At 69.2% G+C, this 17,356-nt stretch carries 19 protein-coding genes; 9 read left to right on the top strand and 10 right to left on the bottom strand.

Annotated elements, in window-relative coordinates; translation table 11 throughout:
* The 3 genes from SK803_RS25755 to SK803_RS25745 all read right to left on the bottom strand — a co-directional run.
* On the bottom strand, nt 1-795 hold a 795-nt coding region (locus tag SK803_RS25755; protein ID WP_319968660.1), incomplete at its 3' end, for an HAD-IA family hydrolase.
* The gene (locus SK803_RS25750; protein ID WP_319968659.1) at nt 774-1,160 is read right to left on the bottom strand and encodes a DUF1707 SHOCT-like domain-containing protein; all 387 of its coding nucleotides are present in this window, start codon (nt 1,158-1,160) and stop codon (nt 774-776) included. The genes SK803_RS25755 and SK803_RS25750, both read right to left, overlap by 22 nt.
* A gap of 154 nt (nt 1,161-1,314) precedes the next feature.
* On the bottom strand, nt 1,315-3,087 hold the full coding sequence (locus SK803_RS25745; RefSeq protein WP_319968658.1) for an acetyl/propionyl/methylcrotonyl-CoA carboxylase subunit alpha: 1,773 nt from the start codon (nt 3,085-3,087) through the stop codon (nt 1,315-1,317).
* A 133-nt stretch (nt 3,088-3,220) separates the two neighbouring features.
* Between SK803_RS25745 and SK803_RS25740 the strand changes: the two genes are divergently transcribed.
* Nucleotides 3,221-3,877: a hypothetical protein gene (locus tag SK803_RS25740; protein ID WP_319968657.1), complete on the top strand. Its 657-nt coding sequence runs from the start codon at nt 3,221-3,223 to the stop codon at nt 3,875-3,877.
* A 10-nt stretch (nt 3,878-3,887) separates the two neighbouring features.
* Here the strand turns inward: SK803_RS25740 and SK803_RS25735 are convergent, their stop codons facing one another.
* The 3 genes from SK803_RS25735 to SK803_RS25725 all read right to left on the bottom strand — a co-directional run bounded on the left by SK803_RS25735 (nt 3,888) and on the right by SK803_RS25725 (nt 7,371).
* Nucleotides 3,888-5,174 (bottom strand): dicarboxylate/amino acid:cation symporter, encoded by a 1,287-nt coding sequence (locus SK803_RS25735; protein WP_319968656.1) that lies wholly within the window; start codon nt 5,172-5,174, stop codon nt 3,888-3,890.
* 180 nt (nt 5,175-5,354) lie between these two features.
* A complete protein-coding gene (locus tag SK803_RS25730; protein WP_319968655.1) occupies nt 5,355-5,954 on the bottom strand; it encodes a Maf family protein in 600 nt (199 codons plus the stop codon).
* A complete protein-coding gene (locus SK803_RS25725) occupies nt 5,914-7,371 on the bottom strand; it encodes an MFS transporter (RefSeq protein WP_319968654.1) in 1,458 nt (485 codons plus the stop codon). Before SK803_RS25725 ends, SK803_RS25730 begins: the two co-directional genes overlap by 41 nt.
* A 29-nt stretch (nt 7,372-7,400) precedes the next feature.
* Between SK803_RS25725 and SK803_RS25720 the strand changes: the two genes are divergently transcribed.
* The gene (locus tag SK803_RS25720; RefSeq protein WP_319968653.1) at nt 7,401-7,787 is read left to right on the top strand and encodes a hypothetical protein; all 387 of its coding nucleotides are present in this window, start codon (nt 7,401-7,403) and stop codon (nt 7,785-7,787) included.
* A 56-nt stretch (nt 7,788-7,843) separates the two neighbouring features.
* Here the strand turns inward: SK803_RS25720 and SK803_RS25715 are convergent, their stop codons facing one another.
* Nucleotides 7,844-8,041 (bottom strand): acyl-CoA carboxylase subunit epsilon, encoded by a 198-nt coding sequence (locus tag SK803_RS25715; protein ID WP_319968669.1) that lies wholly within the window; start codon nt 8,039-8,041, stop codon nt 7,844-7,846.
* 32 nt (nt 8,042-8,073) lie between these two features.
* Complete coding sequence (locus SK803_RS25710) at nt 8,074-9,720, bottom strand: acyl-CoA carboxylase subunit beta (RefSeq protein ID WP_319968652.1); 1,647 nt, start codon at nt 9,718-9,720, stop codon at nt 8,074-8,076.
* 117 nt (nt 9,721-9,837) lie between these two features.
* Here SK803_RS25710 and SK803_RS25705 point away from each other — a divergent pair, with 117 nt between their 5' ends.
* Genes SK803_RS25705 through SK803_RS25695 form a run of 3 tightly spaced genes read left to right on the top strand, consistent with a single transcriptional unit; the run spans nt 9,838 to nt 12,110 of the window.
* Nucleotides 9,838-10,656, top strand: a complete 819-nt coding sequence (locus SK803_RS25705; RefSeq protein WP_319968651.1) for a biotin--[acetyl-CoA-carboxylase] ligase — start codon at nt 9,838-9,840, stop codon at nt 10,654-10,656.
* A gap of 13 nt (nt 10,657-10,669) precedes the next feature.
* A complete protein-coding gene (locus SK803_RS25700) occupies nt 10,670-11,194 on the top strand; it encodes a PH domain-containing protein (RefSeq protein ID WP_319968650.1) in 525 nt (174 codons plus the stop codon).
* Nucleotides 11,181-12,110 (top strand): hydroxymethylglutaryl-CoA lyase, encoded by a 930-nt coding sequence (locus SK803_RS25695; RefSeq protein ID WP_319968649.1) that lies wholly within the window; start codon nt 11,181-11,183, stop codon nt 12,108-12,110. The genes SK803_RS25700 and SK803_RS25695 overlap by 14 nt, the downstream gene beginning before the upstream one ends.
* 298 nt (nt 12,111-12,408) lie before the next feature.
* Here the strand turns inward: SK803_RS25695 and SK803_RS25690 are convergent, their stop codons facing one another.
* The gene (locus SK803_RS25690; RefSeq protein WP_319968648.1) at nt 12,409-12,846 is read right to left on the bottom strand and encodes a MaoC family dehydratase; all 438 of its coding nucleotides are present in this window, start codon (nt 12,844-12,846) and stop codon (nt 12,409-12,411) included.
* A gap of 95 nt (nt 12,847-12,941) precedes the next feature.
* Between SK803_RS25690 and SK803_RS25685 the strand changes: the two genes are divergently transcribed.
* The 4 genes from SK803_RS25685 to SK803_RS25670 are packed head-to-tail and all read left to right on the top strand — an operon-like array spanning nt 12,942 to nt 16,570.
* Nucleotides 12,942-13,406 (top strand): YbaB/EbfC family nucleoid-associated protein, encoded by a 465-nt coding sequence (locus SK803_RS25685; RefSeq protein ID WP_319968647.1) that lies wholly within the window; start codon nt 12,942-12,944, stop codon nt 13,404-13,406.
* Complete coding sequence (locus SK803_RS25680) at nt 13,406-13,720, top strand: hypothetical protein (protein ID WP_319968646.1); 315 nt, start codon at nt 13,406-13,408, stop codon at nt 13,718-13,720. Before SK803_RS25685 ends, SK803_RS25680 begins: the two co-directional genes overlap by 1 nt.
* 1 nt (nt 13,721) lies before the next feature.
* A complete protein-coding gene (locus SK803_RS25675) occupies nt 13,722-16,304 on the top strand; it encodes a TNT domain-containing protein (protein ID WP_319968645.1) in 2,583 nt (860 codons plus the stop codon).
* Nucleotides 16,301-16,570 carry an HAD family hydrolase gene (locus tag SK803_RS25670; RefSeq protein ID WP_319968644.1) on the top strand — a complete coding sequence of 90 codons (270 nt, stop codon included), beginning with the start codon at nt 16,301-16,303 and terminating at the stop codon, nt 16,568-16,570. The genes SK803_RS25675 and SK803_RS25670 overlap by 4 nt, the downstream gene beginning before the upstream one ends.
* On the opposite strand, the gene hisN is transcribed toward SK803_RS25670, so the two are convergent.
* Nucleotides 16,551-17,330, bottom strand: a complete 780-nt coding sequence (gene hisN, locus SK803_RS25665; protein WP_319968643.1) for a histidinol-phosphatase — start codon at nt 17,328-17,330, stop codon at nt 16,551-16,553. The genes SK803_RS25670 and hisN overlap by 20 nt on opposite strands.
* Nucleotides 17,331-17,356 lie beyond the last annotated feature (26 nt).

Raw genomic sequence — 17,356 nt, 5'->3', positions numbered from 1 at the left:
GCTCTCGCCCGTGAACCCGTCGTGCCGTTCCGCCAGTTCGTCGAGCTCGGCGCGGTGCGCGGACGCCGGGGTGCCGTCCGGGGCGGTGGTGAGTTCGATCACCCAGTCCACGTCCTCGGCGTCGTCCTCACCCGCCAGCATGTCCCGGTGCACCGCGCACGGCCCCCAACCTGCCTCGGACAGCTCGGCCGCCAGCTCCTCGGCCTCGTCGCGGTCCGGAAGGATCAGCAACACCGTCGGCGGGATCAGCCCGCGCACGGCCAGCGCGGTCCTGAGCGCCGCCGTGTCCGGCACGTGCACGCCGTCCAGCCCCGCCTCGCACGCGGCGGCCACGTTCTCCGCCGTGTCGTCGCAGAACACCGCCGTGGGGTGGCCGAGCTCGTCCAGCACCCGCCGGTAGACTGCGGGGTCGGGCTTCGCAACGCCGAGCCGCGCCGAGTTGAAGATCGCGTCGAACTCGACGTCCAGGCCGAGCAGCGCCAGGTCCGCCTCCAGCCGTGTGGTCGCGTTCGACAGCAACGCCACAAAACACTGCCGTCGCGCTGTCCGCACCAACGCCAACGCCTCGGCGATCACCTCACCCGTGACCGCCCACGCCTCGACCTCCGAGCGCGGCACGACTCTCGCGATCTCGTCGTGCCACTGCGCGTCGGTGATCTGCCCGGTGACAGCGCGGCGCAGAAGAGTCGGCTCGAAGGCGACCTCGGCGATCTCCGGTGGCGTCGGCGCGTACGACCGCAGCACGCCGTCGAGATCGAGCAACAGCAACGGTTTCAGCGCCGGCGTCCGTTCCACTGCCCCCACAGCAACGCCACGGCGGGGATGGCCAGGAAGATCAACGGATTCCGCAGCGCCACGAAGAACACGATCACCACGATCACCCCGACCGCGGGAATGACCATGCCCTCCCACGTGCGCGCCGGCGCCTTGGACGCCTCGGGGAACATCGCCATCGGCGCGGCGAACTGCGGCCGCGGATCCGGCAGGTCGTAGAACAACGCCATCAACTCACCCCGCGTCTTCGCGGTGGTGATCTTCGCGGACCGCGCGCCGTACTCCTCGAGATCGATGCGCCCGGCGCTCATGTGCTCGCCGAGCACCTGCAACGCCTGATGCCGCTCGGTGTCACCGATGCGGATGTCCCGTGAAGGGTCGCTCACCCTGCAATCGTAGGTGAGCGACCCGCCGGGTCGGTCCGTCAGCGCCCAGATCACAGGCCGGCAGCCTCGATCCGCCGTGACTGTCAGACCCCGCGAGTACGTTCGGTCGCGGGGGATCCACCAGCCAGGGGGACCTCTGCGTGAGCCTGCGCGCTCAGTCCTTCAGCTCGCAGATCACAGTCCCCTGCGTGATCGGGTCACCAGGAGCAGCCGCCAGCCCCGTCACGGTGCCCGCCTTGTGCGCCGTCACCGGGTTCTCCATCTTCATCGCCTCGAGCACCACGATCAGCTCGCCCGCCTCGACGGTCTGCCCGTCCTCGACGGCCACCTTCACGATCGTGCCCTGCATCGGCGCCGCCACCGCGTCACCCGAAACCGCGGCCGAACCCCCACCCGCACGCTTCGACTTCGGCTTCTTCGCACCAGCACCGGCAGCCGCCGGCCGCGAACCCACCGCGAGATCCCCCGGCAGCGACACCTCGAGCCGGCGCCCGCCGACCTCGACCACCACGGTCTGCCGCGGCGTCTCCTCGTCGGCCGCGCCGGCACCGCCCGCGAACGGCGCGATCTGGTTGTCGAACTCGGTCTCGATCCAGCGCGTGTGCACGGTGAAACCCTCGGGCTTCTCGGCGGTGAACGCCGCGTCCCGCACGATCACGCGGTGGAACGGCAGCACGGTCGCCATGCCCTCCACGACCATCTCGTCCAGCGCGCGGCGGGCACGGGCCAGTGCCTCTTCCCGGTTCTCACCGGTCACGATCAGCTTGGCCAGCAACGAGTCGAACTGCCCACCGATCACCGAACCGCTCTCGACACCGGCGTCCACGCGCACGCCAGGACCGGACGGCGCCACGAAAGAAGTCACCGTGCCCGGCGCGGGCAGGAAGCCGCGACCGGCGTCCTCGCCGTTGATCCGGAACTCGATGGAGTGCGCACGCGGCGTCGGGTCCTCCGTGTAACGCAGCTTCTCGCCTGCCGCGATCCGGAACTGCTCGCGCACCAGGTCGAGGCCCGTCGTCTCCTCCGACACCGGGTGTTCGACCTGCAGGCGCGTGTTGACCTCGAGGAACGAGATCGAGCCGTCCAGCCCGACGAGGTACTCGACGGTGCCTGCGCCGTGGTAGCCGGCCTCCAGGCAGATCGCGCGGGCCGAGGAGTGGATCGTGGCGCGCTGTTCGTCGGTCAGGAACGGCGCGGGCGCCTCCTCGACCAGCTTCTGGTGGCGGCGTTGCAACGAGCAGTCGCGGGTGCCGACGACGATCACGTTGCCGTGGGTGTCGGCGAGGACCTGCGCCTCGACGTGGCGCGGCTTGTCCAGGTAGCGCTCGACGAAGCACTCGCCGCGGCCGAACGCCGTGACGGCCTCGCGGACCGCGGAGTCGAACAGCTCGGGGATCTCTTCGAGAGTGCGCGCGACCTTCAGGCCACGGCCGCCGCCGCCGAACGCCGCCTTGATCGCGACCGGCAGGCCGTGCTCGGAGGCGAACGCGATGATCTCGTCCGGTCCGTTGACCGGGTCCTTGGTGCCGGGCACCAGCGGCGCGCCGGCGCGCATCGCGATGTGCCGCGCGGTCACCTTGTCGCCGAGGTCGCGGATGGCCTGCGGGGTCGGGCCGATCCAGATCAGGCCCGCGTCGATCACGGCCTGCGCGAAGTCCGCGTTCTCGGACAGGAAGCCGTAACCGGGGTGCACGGAGTCGGCGCCGGACTGCGCGGCGGCGGCCAGCACCTTCTCGAACGACAGGTAGCTCTCGCCCGGCGTGTTGCCGCCGAGCGCGAACGCCTCGTCGGCGAGCCGGACGAACGGCGCGTCCCTGTCGGGATCGGCGTAGACGGCGACGCTCGTCAGACCGGCGTCACGGCAGGCGCGGATGACCCGGACGGCGATCTCACCGCGGTTCGCGATGAGGACCTTGCGCAGCGACACGGCGTCGTACCTCCTGCTGGACCGGTAATTACGGCTCTGGCTGGTGCCGCAGTCTACGGAAATCAGTGAACTCCGAGAGGGAGAGACGGCTCACTTCACAACCATCCTGGGCCCATCGGCCACAATCTGCGATGTGGGTGGAACCAGGTCCGTGCAGGTGATCGCCGTCGTGGCCGCCGTGGTCGTCATCGCGGGGCTGGTGTTCGCCTATTTCCAGCGTCCGAACAACACCGATTCAGGTCAATCCGGCACCGACGGGGGAATGCGCTGCGGTACGACCGTTTGCCAGGTCATCATCGGCAAGTCGGTCGGCAAGGACCTCGTGGAACTGCTCGGTGGCACCGGCGGCGGGCGGATCAGGGTGACCGGCGCGTCCGGCCCGTTCATCTTCGAGATGACCATCGCCGAGTCCGGTGCGGTGGTCGACGACAAGTCCCTGCGGTGCGTGGAGGCGGCGGTCAGCGTGTGCCTGGTGCACGGGGTGCAGGGCGGCAAGGCCCTGGGTGAGGTGCTGGTGCGCAAGGACGGAACGTGGTCGCGCGCACAGACCGCCTACCAGTCCAGCGCCGGGTATCTCGGGCTGCACGACGTCAACGAGGACGGCACGGCGGACGTCGTCGCCGCCCAGTTCGCCTGCGACGGCCAGTGCAAGGACACGTTCGTGCAGGTGTTCTCCGTGCTGGGGCCGAATCTCGGCTGTACGACGGCGGCACCGGCGCGGGAGCAGCTCGCTGGCTGGCCCACACCGGTGCCGAAGATGTCGCAGCTCCGTCCCTGCGCGGACAGTTAGGCCTCGACGATCAGGCGTTGACGAGGTCCTTCTCGGCCGGGGCGGCCGGCTCCTCGATCAGGTTCTCGCTGCGCGCCACCAGCACCGGCACGGTGATCTGCCCGGCCACGTTGGTCGCGGTGCGGATCATGTCGAGGATCGGGTCGATCGCGTAGACCACGGCCACACCGGTCGCGATGACCTGCGGCGGCAGGCCGACGACGCTCAGCGTCAGCGTGAGCATCGTGTACCAGCCGGTCGTTCCGGCGGTGGCCAAAGCGCCGAACACCGCGACCAGCACGATGCCGACGTACTGCCACACCGAGAGCTGGATGCCGAAGAGGTTCGCGATGAAGATCGTCGCGACGGCCGGGTAGACCGCGGCGCAGCCGTCCATCTTGGTCGTGGTGCCCAGCGGCACGGCGAAGTTCGCGTACTCGTTCGGGACGCCGAGATCGGTGGCCGCCTTGCGGGACAACGGAAGCGTGGCGCCCGAGGAGCGCGACACGAACGCGAACTGGATCGCCGTGCCCGCCTTGCGGAAGAACTCGACCGGCGACGTCTTGCCGACGAACTTCAGCAGGATCGGGTAGACGACGAACAGCACCAGCAACGTGCCGACGTACACGGCCAGGATCAACGAGAACAGCGGCTTCACGAACGAGTTGCCGTACGAGGCGACCGCGTTGCCGATGAGGCCGAAGATGCCGATCGGCGCCAGCAGGATGATCCAGCCGACGACCTTCTGCACGATCTCGAAGAACGACTTCACCAGGTTCGTGAACGGCGCGGCCTTCTCACCGAGCGCGTAGGCGGCGAAGCCGACCAGCACCGCGATGAACACGACCTGGAGCACGTCGCCCTCGGTGAACGAGGTGAAGATGTTGGTGGGCACCAGGTTGTCGAGCAGCGCCTGCCACGAGCCGGACGCGCGCTTGGCCAGCTTGTCGACCGCGCCGGCGGCGGGTTCGATCTGCAGGCCCGCGCCGGGCTTGATGATCGAGGCGACCGCGATGCCGATCAGCACCGCGATGAACGACGTGATGGCGAACCACAGGAACGTCTTGCCGCCGAGGCGGGCGGCGGTGCGGCCGCCGCCGAGGTTCCGCAGCGACGCGATGCCGACGACGATCGCGGTGAACACCAGCGGGATCACGGTCAGCTGCAGCAGCGCCGTGAAGGTGGAACCGATCTTGGCGAGCACGGGCGCGAGCCACGTGCCGTTGCCGAGCCAGCCGGCCAGCGCGCCGAGGACGAGCGCGCCGAGCACTGTCAGGCCGAAGACTTTGGGCTTGCGGTAGGTCTGAACGAGCGACACTGGAACATCTCCTGTGCAGGGATGAGCGAAAGGGGGCCGGGAGCAGTTAGCTCCGACAGCCCGTGCTCGTCCTGCGTGCCAGGTCGATGTTCCTGCGACGCGTCAAGTACTCGTTCACCGCTAGCCCCCAACGCCGGCGTTGAGGGCAGTCTTCCCTGATCGGGTGAACTGTGACCAGGACTACCAGAGTGTGGACACGGAAACACCCACCTGGCTGAGCAGCCTTCGGGTGAGCGGCAGGCTGATGCCGATGACGGACGTGTGGCAGCCGTCGATGCTGTCGATGAACCAGCCGCCGAGCCCGTCGATGGTGAAGCCGCCCGCGACGTGCAACGGCTCACCGGTCGCGATGTACGCCTCCAGCTCCTCGTCCGACGGCGTGCCGAACCGCACGGTCGTCGACTCGGCGGCCGAGGCGCGGTCCGTGACGACACCCCCGGCCACGCGCAGCACGGTGTGGCCGGTGATCAGCACGCCGCTCTTGCCCGCGACCCGGCGCCACCGCTCGCGCGCCACCTCGGCCGTGCCGGGCTTGCCCACGAGCTCGCCCTCGAACAGCAGCATCGAGTCGCAACCGATCACGACGCACTCGTCGTCGTGCTCGATCGCCTCCGCCTTCGCCGCGGACAGCGCGACGACGGTGTCCTCCGGCGCCGGGTCGTCGAGCGACTCGATGAGCGCGTCCTCGTCGACACCGGAGACCCGGACCACGGGCTCGATGCCCGCGGACCGCAGGACGTTAAGACGGGCGGGTGACTGGGAGGCCAGGATCAGACGCACGCCGGGAGTCTTTCACGCTGTCCGGTACTCCCTGGCGAAAGGCGAACGCGACGACGAGCCCGACCGCGAGCGCGGCCAGCAGCAGGTAGAACGCCGCCCGCACGGCGCTGGTGAAGTCACCCGTCGCCGACAGCACGATCTGCAGCACGGCACCGGTCGCCGCGCTGCCCAGCACGTTCCCGAACTGCCGCGAGGTGTTGTAGATCCCGGACCCAGCGCCCAGCAGCGACCTGTCGAGCGTCCGCGTGGAGATGTTCGTCAGCGGCGAGTACACCAGCCCCATGCCGGTGCCGGCGGCGATCATCGACGGCAGCAGCACCCACTGCGACCCGTCGGTGAGCAGGAACGTCATCGCGCCGATGCTCACCGCGAGCAGCACGAACCCGGTGATCGGCAGGTACTTGGCGTTCGCCCGGTTCGACAGCCGCCCGGCGAAGATCGCGACCACCCCGGACATCAGCGACGCAGGTGCCGTGACCAGGCCCGCCATCAGCGGCGACAGCTTCGGCACGGTCTGCAGGAACAGTGTGAGCGGCACGAACAGGCCGGTCACGGTGATCCCGATCATGACGTTCGCGACGTTGCCGAGCGAGAAGTTGCGGTTGCGGAAGATCCTCAGCGGCAGCAGCGGCTCGGGGTTGCGCGCCGACGCCTGCCACAGCACGAACGCCACGAGCAGCAGCACCCCGGCAGCGATGATCTCGGTGATCGTGATCGGTCCCGCGACCTGGCCCCAGCCGTAGTGCTCGCCGTTCTGGATGCCGAACACCAGCAGCCCGAGCCCCAGGCAGCACAGCACGACACCGAGCACGTCGAACCTCGGCGCGCGGCCGGGCTGGTAGTCCGGCACCCACATGACCAGCAACACCAGCGCGAGAACGCCGATCGGCAGGTTCACGAAGAAGATCCACTGCCAGCCCAGGTGCGTGACCAGCACCCCGCCGAGCAACGGCCCGGAGATCGTCGCGAGCCCGGCCACCGAGCCCCACATGCCGAGCGCGGCACCCCGCTTGGCCGCCGGGAACAGGTGCGTGATGAACGCCATCGTCTGCGGTGTCATGGCCGCGGCGCCGAGCCCCTGGAAGACGCGGGCCGTGATCAACGCCTCCGCGCTGGTGGCGAGCCCGCAGGCCAGCGAGGCCAGCACGAACAGCACGAGTCCGATGCCGTACAGCCGCTTCGGCCCGAACCGGTCGCCGAGCCGCCCGGTCAGCAGCAACGGCACGGCGAAGGCCAGCAGGTAGGCGCTGGCGACCCAGATGACGTCGTTCAGGGTCGCGTTGAGGCCCGTCATCATCGAGGGCATCGCGACGTTCACGATGGTCGTGTCCAGCAGCGTCATGAAGAAGCCGATGCACAGCGCGTACACGGTCCGCCAGTTCTCGCGGTCCGTTCGAGTAGTACTACTGATGCGCACTCACCTCTTCCATCGGCACCCTCGACCAAGTGAAGCGCTGGGTGCTTGTCCTCACCGAACGCGGTTCCGATCGCGAAGGCAAGCGCAGACGGATCGCGGCCCTGCTCGTCGTGCTCGGCGGCCTCATTGGATCGTGGGCCGTTGGAAGCGTGCTCGCGAGCGACCCCATTGGCTATGGAGTCCCGGTGTGGCCGTTCGCCGACACCGCGGACCGCGCGGAGAACGCGCTGCTCAGCCAGGTCGTGTCCGCCGTGCGCGACCACCAGCCGGTCGACCACGACAACGTGCGGGTGCTGAGGAAGACCGATGCGTACGGCAGCGAGTTCTGGACGCTGAAGCTCGAGGTGGACGGCGAGGTCCGCTGTCGCGAAGTCGCCGTCGGCCTCAACGTCACCAGTCGCCGGGTCGACTGCTGAACGGCGTCTGCAAGTACCACCAACAAGGGCTGTTGGTGGTACTTGCAGACGCCAAATCAGCCGGGGAAGCCGGATGCGCGCCAGGCACCCGGTCCGTGCTGCAACGGCCGGCGAACCCGGCGTGCCGGGTTCGCCCACTCCGAACGTCGCGCGGGCTTGTCCTCGGCGGGGGCGGCCGAAGCCAGCCCCGCGATGACAGCCGTCAGCGCCGCCAGCTGGTAGTCGTCCGGCGTGCCCTTGACGACCTTGAGCATCGGCTTTTCCCGCGGCTTCTCGTCCGGCGCGGTCACAGCGGGATGTTCCCGTGCTTCTTGGGCGGCAGCGTCTCCCGCTTGTCCCGCAGCATCGACAGCGCCCGCGCCACGTAACCGCGGGTGTACGACGGCGGGATCACCGAGTCGACGTACCCGCGCTCAGCGGCCACGTACGGGTTGCACAGCGTGTCCTCGTACTCCTGCTGGAGCTGCGCGCGCAGGGCGTCGACGTCCTCACCGTTGGCAGCGGCCGCCGCGAGAGTCTTGCGGTGCACGATGTTCGCGGCACCCGAGGCGCCCATCACGGCGATCTGCGCGGTCGGCCACGCGAGGTTGATGTCCGCGCCGAGGTGCTTGGAGCCCATGACGTCGTACGCGCCGCCGTACGCCTTGCGCGTGATCACGGTGACCAGTGGGACGGTGGCCTCGGCGTAGGCGTAGATCAGCTTGGCGCCGCGGCGGATGATGCCGTTCCACTCCTGGTCGGTGCCGGGCAGGAAGCCGGGCACGTCGACGAACGTCAGCACCGGGATGTTGAACGCGTCGCAGGTGCGCACGAACCGCGCGGCCTTCTCGGAGGCGTCGATGTCGAGGCAGCCGGCGAACTGCGTGGGCTGGTTCGCGACGACACCGACGCTCTGGCCGTCCACGCGGCCGAAGCCGACCAGGATGTTCGGCGCGAACAGCGGCTGGACTTCCAGGAAGTCGCCGTCGTCGAGCACGCGGTTGATGACCTCGTGCATGTCGTACGGCTGGTTCGCGGAGTCCGGGATGAGCGTGTCGAGCTCGCGGTCCTCGTCCGTGATGGCGTCGGTGAGTGAACCCTCGGCCAGCGTGCCCTCGAACGCGGGCGTGTCCGAGAGGTTGTTCGACGGCAGGTAGGACAGCAGTTCCTTGACGTACGCGATCGCGTCTTCCTCGTCGTTGCCGAGGTAGTGCGCGTTGCCGGACTTGGTGTTGTGCGTGCGACCGCCGCCCAGCTCCTCCATCGTCACGTCCTCGCCGGTGACCGTCTTGATGACGTCCGGGCCGGTGATGAACATGTGCGAGGTCTGGTCGACCATCACCACGAAGTCGGTCAGCGCTGGGGAGTAGACGTGCCCGCCCGCGTTGGAGCCCATGATCAGCGAGATCTGCGGGATCACGCCGGACGCGCGGACGTTGCGGGTGAAGATCTCGCCGTAGAGGCCGAGCGAGACGACGCCCTCCTGGATGCGCGCGCCGCCGCCCTCGTTGATGCCGACGATCGGGCGGCCGGTCTTGATCGCCAGATCCATGATCTTGACGATCTTCTCGCCGTACACCTCGCCGAGCGAGCCGCCGAAGACCGTGACGTCCTGGGAGAACACGCACACCGGACGGCCGTCGACGGTGCCGTAGCCCGTCACCACGCCGTCGCCGTACGGGCGGTTCTTCTCCTGGCCGAAGTTCGTGGACCGGTGCCGGGCGAGTTCGTCCAGCTCGACGAACGATCCGGGGTCGAGCAGGAGGTCGATGCGCTCGCGGGCTGTCTTCTTGCCCTTCGCGTGCTGCTTTTCGACCGCGCGTGCCGAGCCGGCGTGAACCGCCTCGTCGTTGCGCCGGTAGAGGTCAACGAGCTTGCCCGCGGTGGTGTGGACGTCCGGGACGCCTGAAGCGTCGGTGGGGACGTGCCCGATCGGCTCGGTCGCACTGCTCATGGGCCCGCAGCCTAACGAGAGCATTGCTGAACTGCCCCGTGCAGTTGTCCAGGTCACGGCAATCTGTTGGTCATCTCTGATCGCACGTACCCTCTCTCGTTCCAATAGCCTGGCGCGATGGACACCGCACTCGACGCCGAGGCGCTGCGCGCACGGCTGGTAGCACCCAACGGCCCGTACGCCGCTCTTGACGTCGTGGACACCACTCAGTCCACGAACGCGGACCTGGCCGCAGCCGCCGCGGCCGGCGCGGCGGATCGCACCGTGCTGATCGCGCTGGAGCAGACCGCCGGGCAGGGCCGTCGTGGCCGCACCTGGTCGTCGCCGCAGGGCGGGCTGTACGTCAGCGTGCTGTTCCGGCCGACCGACGTGCCGCCGCGACAGTTGCCGTGGCTCAACCTGATCGCCGGTCTGGCGTTGGTGCGCGTCGCCCAATCGGTTGGTGTCGAAGCCTCGCTGAAGTGGCCGAACGACCTGTTGCTCGGCCCGAAGGCGGAGAAGGGCGCCGGGATCCTGTCCGAGATCACCGCCGGCGTCGCGCAGGCCGTCGTCGTCGGCATCGGACTGAACGTGGCGAAGCTGCCGGACGACGTGCAGCCCGCGCCGGGCGGCCTCGCGCCGACGTCGCTGGAGGACGTGGGCGCCGCCGAACTGGATCGAGGCGAGCTGGCGTTCCGGCTGCTGGTCGAGCTGGCCCAGCTGGAAGGCGTGTGGCGCAAGAACGGCGGCGACGCGCTCGAGTCCGGCGTGCTGGAGGAGTACCAGGAGCACTCGGCAACGGTCGGCGAGCGCGTGCGCGTGGAACTGGCCGGCGGCGTGCAGCTTCTGGGTGTGGCGCAGCGCATCGAGCCCGACGGCACGCTGGTCGTGCGTGGCACCGACGGGGTGGACCACGGCGTGTCCGCAGGTGACGTGGTGCATTTGCGTCCGGCGTGATTAGGGTTGGCTCATGGCCTATCCCGACGACCTGCTGAGCTCAGGCGAGCACGTCGTGATCCACAAGCACCCCCACTGGAAGATGCTGATCTTCCCGGTGTTCTGGCTGCTGGTGGTGGTGGCGATCGGCACCTACCTGGCCGGACTCGTCGTGGACCAGTCGTGGGCCACCATCGCGTGGGTGGCGCTGGCCGTGGCCGGTGTCGTGCTGATCATGTGGCTGACCATCACCCCGGTGGTGCGCTGGCGGACGACGCACTTCATCGTCACGTCGGACCGCGTGATGGCGCGCGAGGGCGTGTTCAAGCGCACCGGCCTGGACATCCCCCTGTCGCGCGTCAACAGCGTCCGGTTCGAGCACAGCCTGCTCGACCGGGTGCTGGGCTGCGGCACGCTGATCATCGAGTCGGCGTCGGACGAGCCCTTGGAGTTCGACGACATCCCGGCCGTGGAGCGGGTGCACTCCCTGTTGTACCGCGAGGTCAACGACAACCCCGATGACGACTTCCACCCGAGGACTGTTGATGGGCGCGCGTGAGGTTGGTTTGCCGGATGTCGTTCCGTCCGGGTCGTTGCCCTCGCGGGTGACGATCTGGGAGGTCGGGGCTCGGGACGGGCTGCAGAACGAGTCGGTGGTGGTGCCGGTCTCGGTGAAGCTGGAGTTCCTGGCTCGCCTGGCGGACGCGGGACTGTCCGTTTTGGAGGCGACTTCGTTCGTGCATCCCAAGTGGGTGCCTCAGTTGGCTGATGCTGCCGAGTTGTTGGCCGGGTTGGATCGGCGGCCTGGGGTGGTTTACCCGGTGCTGGTGCCGAACGAGCGTGGGTTGGACCGGGCGTTGGAGGCCGGGGTCTCGCACATCGCGATCTTCGCGTCGGCCACGGAGACGTTTGCTTCTCGGAACCTGAATCGGACGTTGGACTCGCAGTTCGAGATGTTCGAGCCGACGGTTTCGCGGGCGTTGGCCGCTGGGCTGGATGTTCGCGGGTACGTGTCGATGTGTTTCGGGGATCCTTGGGAGGGGCCGGTTTCGCGGGGCCAGGTGGTGGCGGTCGGGGAGCGGCTGCTGGAGATGGGCTGTTCGCAGTTGTCTCTTGGGGACACGATCGGTGTGGCCACGCCTGGGCAGGTGGAGTCCCTTTTGGAGGGGTTCCGGGATGTTTCGTCGTTGGCTGTTCATTTTCACGACACGTATGGGCAGGCGTTGTCGAACACGTTGGCCGCATTGCGTTGTGGGGTCACGACTGTGGACTCGTCGGCTGGTGGGCTGGGTGGGTGCCCGTATGCGGAGTCGGCTACCGGGAACCTGGCTACTGAGGATCTTGTGTGGATGTTGGACGGGCTTGGGGTTGAGACCGGGGTCGATCTGGATCGGCTGGTTGAGACGTCGGTTTGGATGGCTGAGCAGTTGGGGCGGCCCAGTCCTTCTCGGGTGGTTCGGGCGCTTTCTAAGTGACTGCGGTGACTGCGGTGGGTGCGGTGGTCCGGTTGGCACCGAGGGTTCCTGTTTAGGGATTTCGGGGCTCCGCCCCGGACCCCGCCAATCTGATCAAGGACCTGTCCCATGCCGTCAGCGGGTTGATGGCACGCCTGTTGCTTTGGGCGGCGTTGCGTTGCGTAGGTGGTGCGGTTCGGGTGTGGCAAGAGCTGAGGCACGACTCGTGACGGGACCACCCACCGGAACCTCCCGTTTCAAGCGTTAAAGACGCCTCGGCTTCGCCATCGGGTCGCCTCGCCTGCGGCATCGGGCTTGATCAGCCGCGTGTGGTGAACATGCCTGTTGCGATGAAGCGGTAGACCAGTTCGTCGCCTCGGTGGGCGGTGCCTGCGAACTCCACCAGGCCGAGGGTTGGGCGGGATTTTGAGAGGCGGGCGCTGAGCACCTCGGCGGCGAAGGTCAGGGTGTCGCCTGGGTAGACCGGGGCCAGCCAGGAGAGTTCGCGGCCGCCTGGGGAGCCTTGCGAGGTGGAGTCGGACAGGATTACGTCGACCCAGCTGCGCATCCAGAGGGAGGCTGTGTACCAGCCTGAGGCGGACAAACCGCCGAAAATGGAGTTGCGGCCCGCTTCGTCGTCCAGGTGGAACGGCTGGGGGTCGAACTTCTTGGCGAAGTCGACCATGTCGTCCCGGTCGACGATTACCTCGCCGAGCGGGATGATTCGGCCTGCAGGCAGATCCTCGAAGGCGATCACGCGTTGATCGTAGTAACTGAAATCGCTGGGAACCGATCTAAGGGCGACGGCGTCCTAGAGCCCGAGCCCAGGGCTATGCGTGTGAGGGGGACTCGGTGGACGACCACCGTGCGCAGGTCGAGGAGCTGCTGGCCGACTATCGGCGCAGCCGCGAGCAGCTTGCGACTGTTCAGCGGGAGCTGGCTGCTGTGTCCGGGGAGGCTTCCAGTCCGGACGGGACGGTCAGGGCTGTTGTCGGGCCTGGCGGGAAGCTCGCGGGGTTGGAGTTGTCCGAGCTGGCCTATCGGCGGCATCGGCCTGAGCAGTTGGCCGAGTTGATCGTGCGGACTGTGGCTGCGGCTGCTGCTTCCGCTGCCGAGGACACCTACAAGGCGTTGAGCACGGTGTTGCCTGCTGCTGCCGACCCTGCCGCGCTGGTGGCCGGGACTGCCGATCTGGCTCCTGCCGAGTACGAACCTCAGGTGGCTCAGCAACCTGCTCGTCGTCGGGTCGATGACGACGAGGACAACGAGCAGCGGGAGAGCTGGCTCGACTCCGAGCTCATCAACAGGAGGGTCTGATGACCGGGTACGGGGCCGATCTCGATCGACTGGATGCCGGGGCGCGTGAGTTGCGCGGGTTTGCCGGGCAGGCAGGCGAGATCGCGGGGACGTTGGACAAGGCGCTGGCCGCGTTCGGCGTTTGCTGGGGTGATGACGCGGTGGGGCGCAGTTTTGCCGCTTCGCACGAGAAGCCGTCCGGGGACGCGGCAGGGGCGTTGTCCGGGCTTGCGACGACGTTGGGGGACGTGGGCGACAAGCTCGCTGCGACGGCTGAGACGTACCGGCACGTCGAGCAGAGCAACTCGTCCGCGATGAGAAGGTTGGACGGCTGACATGGGCATCGAGCTTCCCGCCGAACTCGCCGCGGTCGCGGCCAAGGCCGGCGTTTCGTGGCCCAAGGCCGACGAGGACGCCATGCGGTCCAGCGCCACTGCCTGGCGTGAGGCCGGCGACAAGATCAAAGGATTGGGCACCTCGTCCGACGGGGCCGCCACGCATGCTCTGAACGGGCTGACGGGCTCCACCGGGGACGCGGCGCGTGGGCGTTGGGCGAAGGTCGTGGCTCCGGACGGCGACCTGCAGCGGGCTGCTCGTGGGTGTCACGCCGCCGCTGATCGGCTCGACCACGCCGCGAAGCAGGTCGGGGCCGCCAAGGTCGAGATCGTGCGCGAGCTCGTGACGCTGGCCAAGAACAACGACGCCGCGAACGCTTCTGCCAGTGCGGGCAACCCCAACGCGTTGCTCGGCCTCGACACGCTGACCCGAGGTGCCGCGGCCAACGTCGCGAACCTCCACAACACGTTGTCCTCCGCCATCCGTCTGGACAGCGGCGTGGACATGACCCAGGGCTCGCAGCCCGTCAACACCGCGCCCGGTGCCCACGGGCCCGGCGGTGGTGGCGGTGGGTTGTTGTCCCCGGTCACGAACATCGTCGGCGGTGTGGTGGCTCCGGTCGCCGGTGTGGTCGCGCCGATCGTTGAGCCCGTTGCCGCCGTGGTCGCTCCGGTGACCGAGACGGTCGCTCCTGTCGTTGGCGCCGTGACTGCTCCGGTGGCTCCTGTTGTTGGTGCTGTGACAGCACCTGTCGCGCCCGTTGTCGGTGCGGTGACCGATGCCGCCGCGCCGATTCTGGACGCCGCCGCGCCCGTGACCGCGCCCGCTGCGGCTGTGGTCCAGCCGGTCGTCGACGCGGTGCCCGGTGGTCGTGACGCTGTCGGACCGGTGTTCGAGACGGCCGATGGACATGGTCGTGGCGACGGCAACGGCCAGGGTGATGGTCCCGGTCGTGGCGACGGTCCTGGTCAGGGCGAGGGCAGGCCTCAGGGGCTGCCGGGTGTCGTGGCCGATGTGGGTCAGGTGGTCGGTCCGGTCGCCCCGCCCGCCGCGCACGTGGTGGCGGACGTGATCCCGAGCGTCCACGGCTCGCTCGGCCCGATCGCCGAGGGCACGACGCAGGCTTCGGCGGCCGTTCTGGAACAGCCGCTGATCCGCGGCGACGTGCCGTCCCAGACCGCTGCCGCACCTCAGGCTTCCGCTCCCGCGGCACCGACCGCTCCCACCGGTCCGCCGATGGGCGGCGCGCCGATGGGTGGCGCGCCGGTGAGCGGGCCGATGGGTGGACCCGTCGGTGCCGTGGGCGGTGCTGTGGGCGGTGTGCCGTCGGCGGCTCCGGTCGCCGGTTCGCAGGTCGGTGCGGTCGCCGGACAGCAGGGTGCCGCCCAGGCCGCCGGTCAGCAGGCGCAGCAGGGACAGGCCGGTCAGCAGGCCGCCAAGGCCGCCGACGCCAAGGCTGCGGCGGAGGCGAAGGCGGTCGAGGCCAAGGTCGGCGAGGCGAAGGCCGGAGAGGCCAAGTCGGGCTCGCAGGTGGTGTCCGGCAAGACGGGCGCGCCGGGCGCGGTGCCGGCCACCGGCCAGGCGAGCCAGTTCGGTGGTCAGGCGAGCAGCCAGGCCGGTCAGGTGCAAGGAACTGGCCAACCGGGTCAGGCTTCGCCCGGCACGCAGGCTTCCGGTTCGGCACAGGGCCCGCAGACGGCCGTCAAGGATGCCGGTGCCAAGGATCTGACGAAGGACGCGCTGGACGCCCTGCAGGACGGTTCTTCCGACGGTTCGGCCGTGGAGGAGCGCGGCGCGCGCCAGGTCGGCGACACCATCACCGCGCCGGCGGCTCCGTTGGCGGGCGTGGACCTCGGCGGTGCCCTCACCGATCGCCTCGAGAACCGCGAGCAGTCCCAGGCCCTGGTCAACCCCGGCCTCGTCGGCGACATCGTCCGCCACAGCTACACCGCGGTCGCGGCCGGCAGCTGGTTCATGGCGATCTTCCTGTCCGCCGGGCAGGCTCCGCGGCTCGCTCCGAAGCCGGCCAGGCAGCTCCCGGCCCTGGCTCAGCGGGACGACGAGCGGCAGGTGCCGCGGTTCGCCCCGCAGGACCACCCGCAGGCCGAACTCGTCGCCACCACGGCATCGCACCCGATGGCGACCACCGACGGCCTCGGCAAGGATCACCCGGTCGTGCAGGAACTCACGGCCGGCTACGACGCGCTGGCCGGCATGCACGAACGCGACTGGGAAAGCCTGTTCCAGCACGAGGACGGCACCCCGCGCTGGCCGGTCGAACGCGAGGGCGGCTACGAGGACAGCCAGCCGGAGGTTCTCAAGGAGGGCGTGGAGCTCGACCGGTTCGGCACGCCGGAAGGCCGCGTGCTGTCCCAGGCGGCCACGCCGTTCGCGCAACGTTCGCTGCCGCCGGCCGCGCTCGACGAGGGCTACCGCCGGTACCGCGTCGTGAAGGAACTGCCCGTCCACCGCACGATCAGCGCGCCGTGGTTCGGCCAGCCCGGCGGCGGAAGTCGTTACCGCACAACCTATCCCGTCGCTGACCTCGTCGCGCTCGGCTACCTCACGGAGATCACCGCATGAACGTCGAGAGCCTGCCGGAGTGGCTGACGAAGATCGGCGTGCCGGACGACGTCGTCAGCATCGGCGAGGAGGCGGACCAGCGCTGGTGCCTCCTCACCGAGACCGACGACGACGTGGTCAAGGGCTACGAGGTGTTCTGGCAGGAGCAGGGCAACCGCTACGACTGGGCCCGGTTCGACGACGAGAGCGTGGCGTGCCACTACCTCTTCGGCCGGCTGGCCTGGGCCCAGGTCGCGCGCGGAAGTCTTACCGCGCCAACAGCTTGAGCGCGGCCTCGTGCAGGTGGCCGTTCGACGTCAGCACGCTGCCGCCGTCGTAGCGCTCCTCACCGTCCAGTGAGGTGAAACGGCCACCCGCCTCGGTCACCAGCACCTGGAACGGGGCGATGTCCCACGGGTTCGCCACGCACTCGGGCGCCAGGTCGATCGCACCCTCTGCGACCAGGCAGTGCTGGTAGAAGTCGCCGAACGCGCGACTCTCCCAGGTCGCGTCGACCAACCGCAGCCACGCCTCGCGTGAGTGGTACTCCACCCACGACTTGATGTCCGTGGTCGACACGTAAGCGTCCTCGAGAGAGCGCACCCCGGACACGGAGATCGCGCGGTCGCCGGAAGCGTCCGACGCGAACGCGCCACCGCCCGCGGCAGCCCACCAGCGACGGCCCAGCGCGGGCGCGGACACGACGCCCACGACCGGTACCCCGTCGACGACCAGGGCGATCAGCGTCGCCCAGATCGGCACACCGCGCAGGAAGTTCTTGGTGCCGTCGATCGGGTCGAGCACCCAGACGCGTGACGCGTCCAGCGTGCCGCCGCGCTCTTCGCCCATGACGACGTCGTCCGGGCGTTCCGCGGCCAGCACCGCGCGCACGGCGTCCTCGACGGCGACGTCGGCGTCGGTCACGGGCGTGCGGTCCGGCTTGCGCTCCACGGCGAGGTCGTGAGCGCGGAATCGGGCGGAGGTGATCGCGTCGGCGGCGTCGGCGAGGCGGAGGGCAAGTTCGAGATCAGCATCGTGGCGTGACACGCGGCGATCGTTCCACGAATACGCTG

Source organism: Lentzea miocenica, assembly GCF_033949945.1.
Lineage (GTDB): Bacteria > Actinomycetota > Actinomycetes > Mycobacteriales > Pseudonocardiaceae > Lentzea > Lentzea miocenica.
This window is presented reverse-complemented; position numbering and strand designations above follow the sequence as displayed.

What these genes read in the sequence shown, in the direction of transcription:
- SK803_RS25715 (WP_319968669.1), bottom strand. Translation starts at nt 8,041, where the DNA reads ATGCTCAAGGTCGTCAAGGGCACGCCGGACGACTACCAGCTGGCGGCG.
- SK803_RS25710 (WP_319968652.1), bottom strand. Translation starts at nt 9,720, where the DNA reads ATGAGCAGTGCGACCGAGCCGATCGGGCACGTCCCCACCGACGCTTCA.
- SK803_RS25705 (WP_319968651.1), top strand. Translation starts at nt 9,838, where the DNA reads ATGGACACCGCACTCGACGCCGAGGCGCTGCGCGCACGGCTGGTAGCA.
- SK803_RS25700 (WP_319968650.1), top strand. Translation starts at nt 10,670, where the DNA reads ATGGCCTATCCCGACGACCTGCTGAGCTCAGGCGAGCACGTCGTGATC.
- SK803_RS25695 (WP_319968649.1), top strand. Translation starts at nt 11,181, where the DNA reads ATGGGCGCGCGTGAGGTTGGTTTGCCGGATGTCGTTCCGTCCGGGTCG.
- SK803_RS25680 (WP_319968646.1), top strand. Translation starts at nt 13,406, where the DNA reads ATGACCGGGTACGGGGCCGATCTCGATCGACTGGATGCCGGGGCGCGT.
- SK803_RS25675 (WP_319968645.1), top strand. Translation starts at nt 13,722, where the DNA reads ATGGGCATCGAGCTTCCCGCCGAACTCGCCGCGGTCGCGGCCAAGGCC.
- SK803_RS25670 (WP_319968644.1), top strand. Translation starts at nt 16,301, where the DNA reads ATGAACGTCGAGAGCCTGCCGGAGTGGCTGACGAAGATCGGCGTGCCG.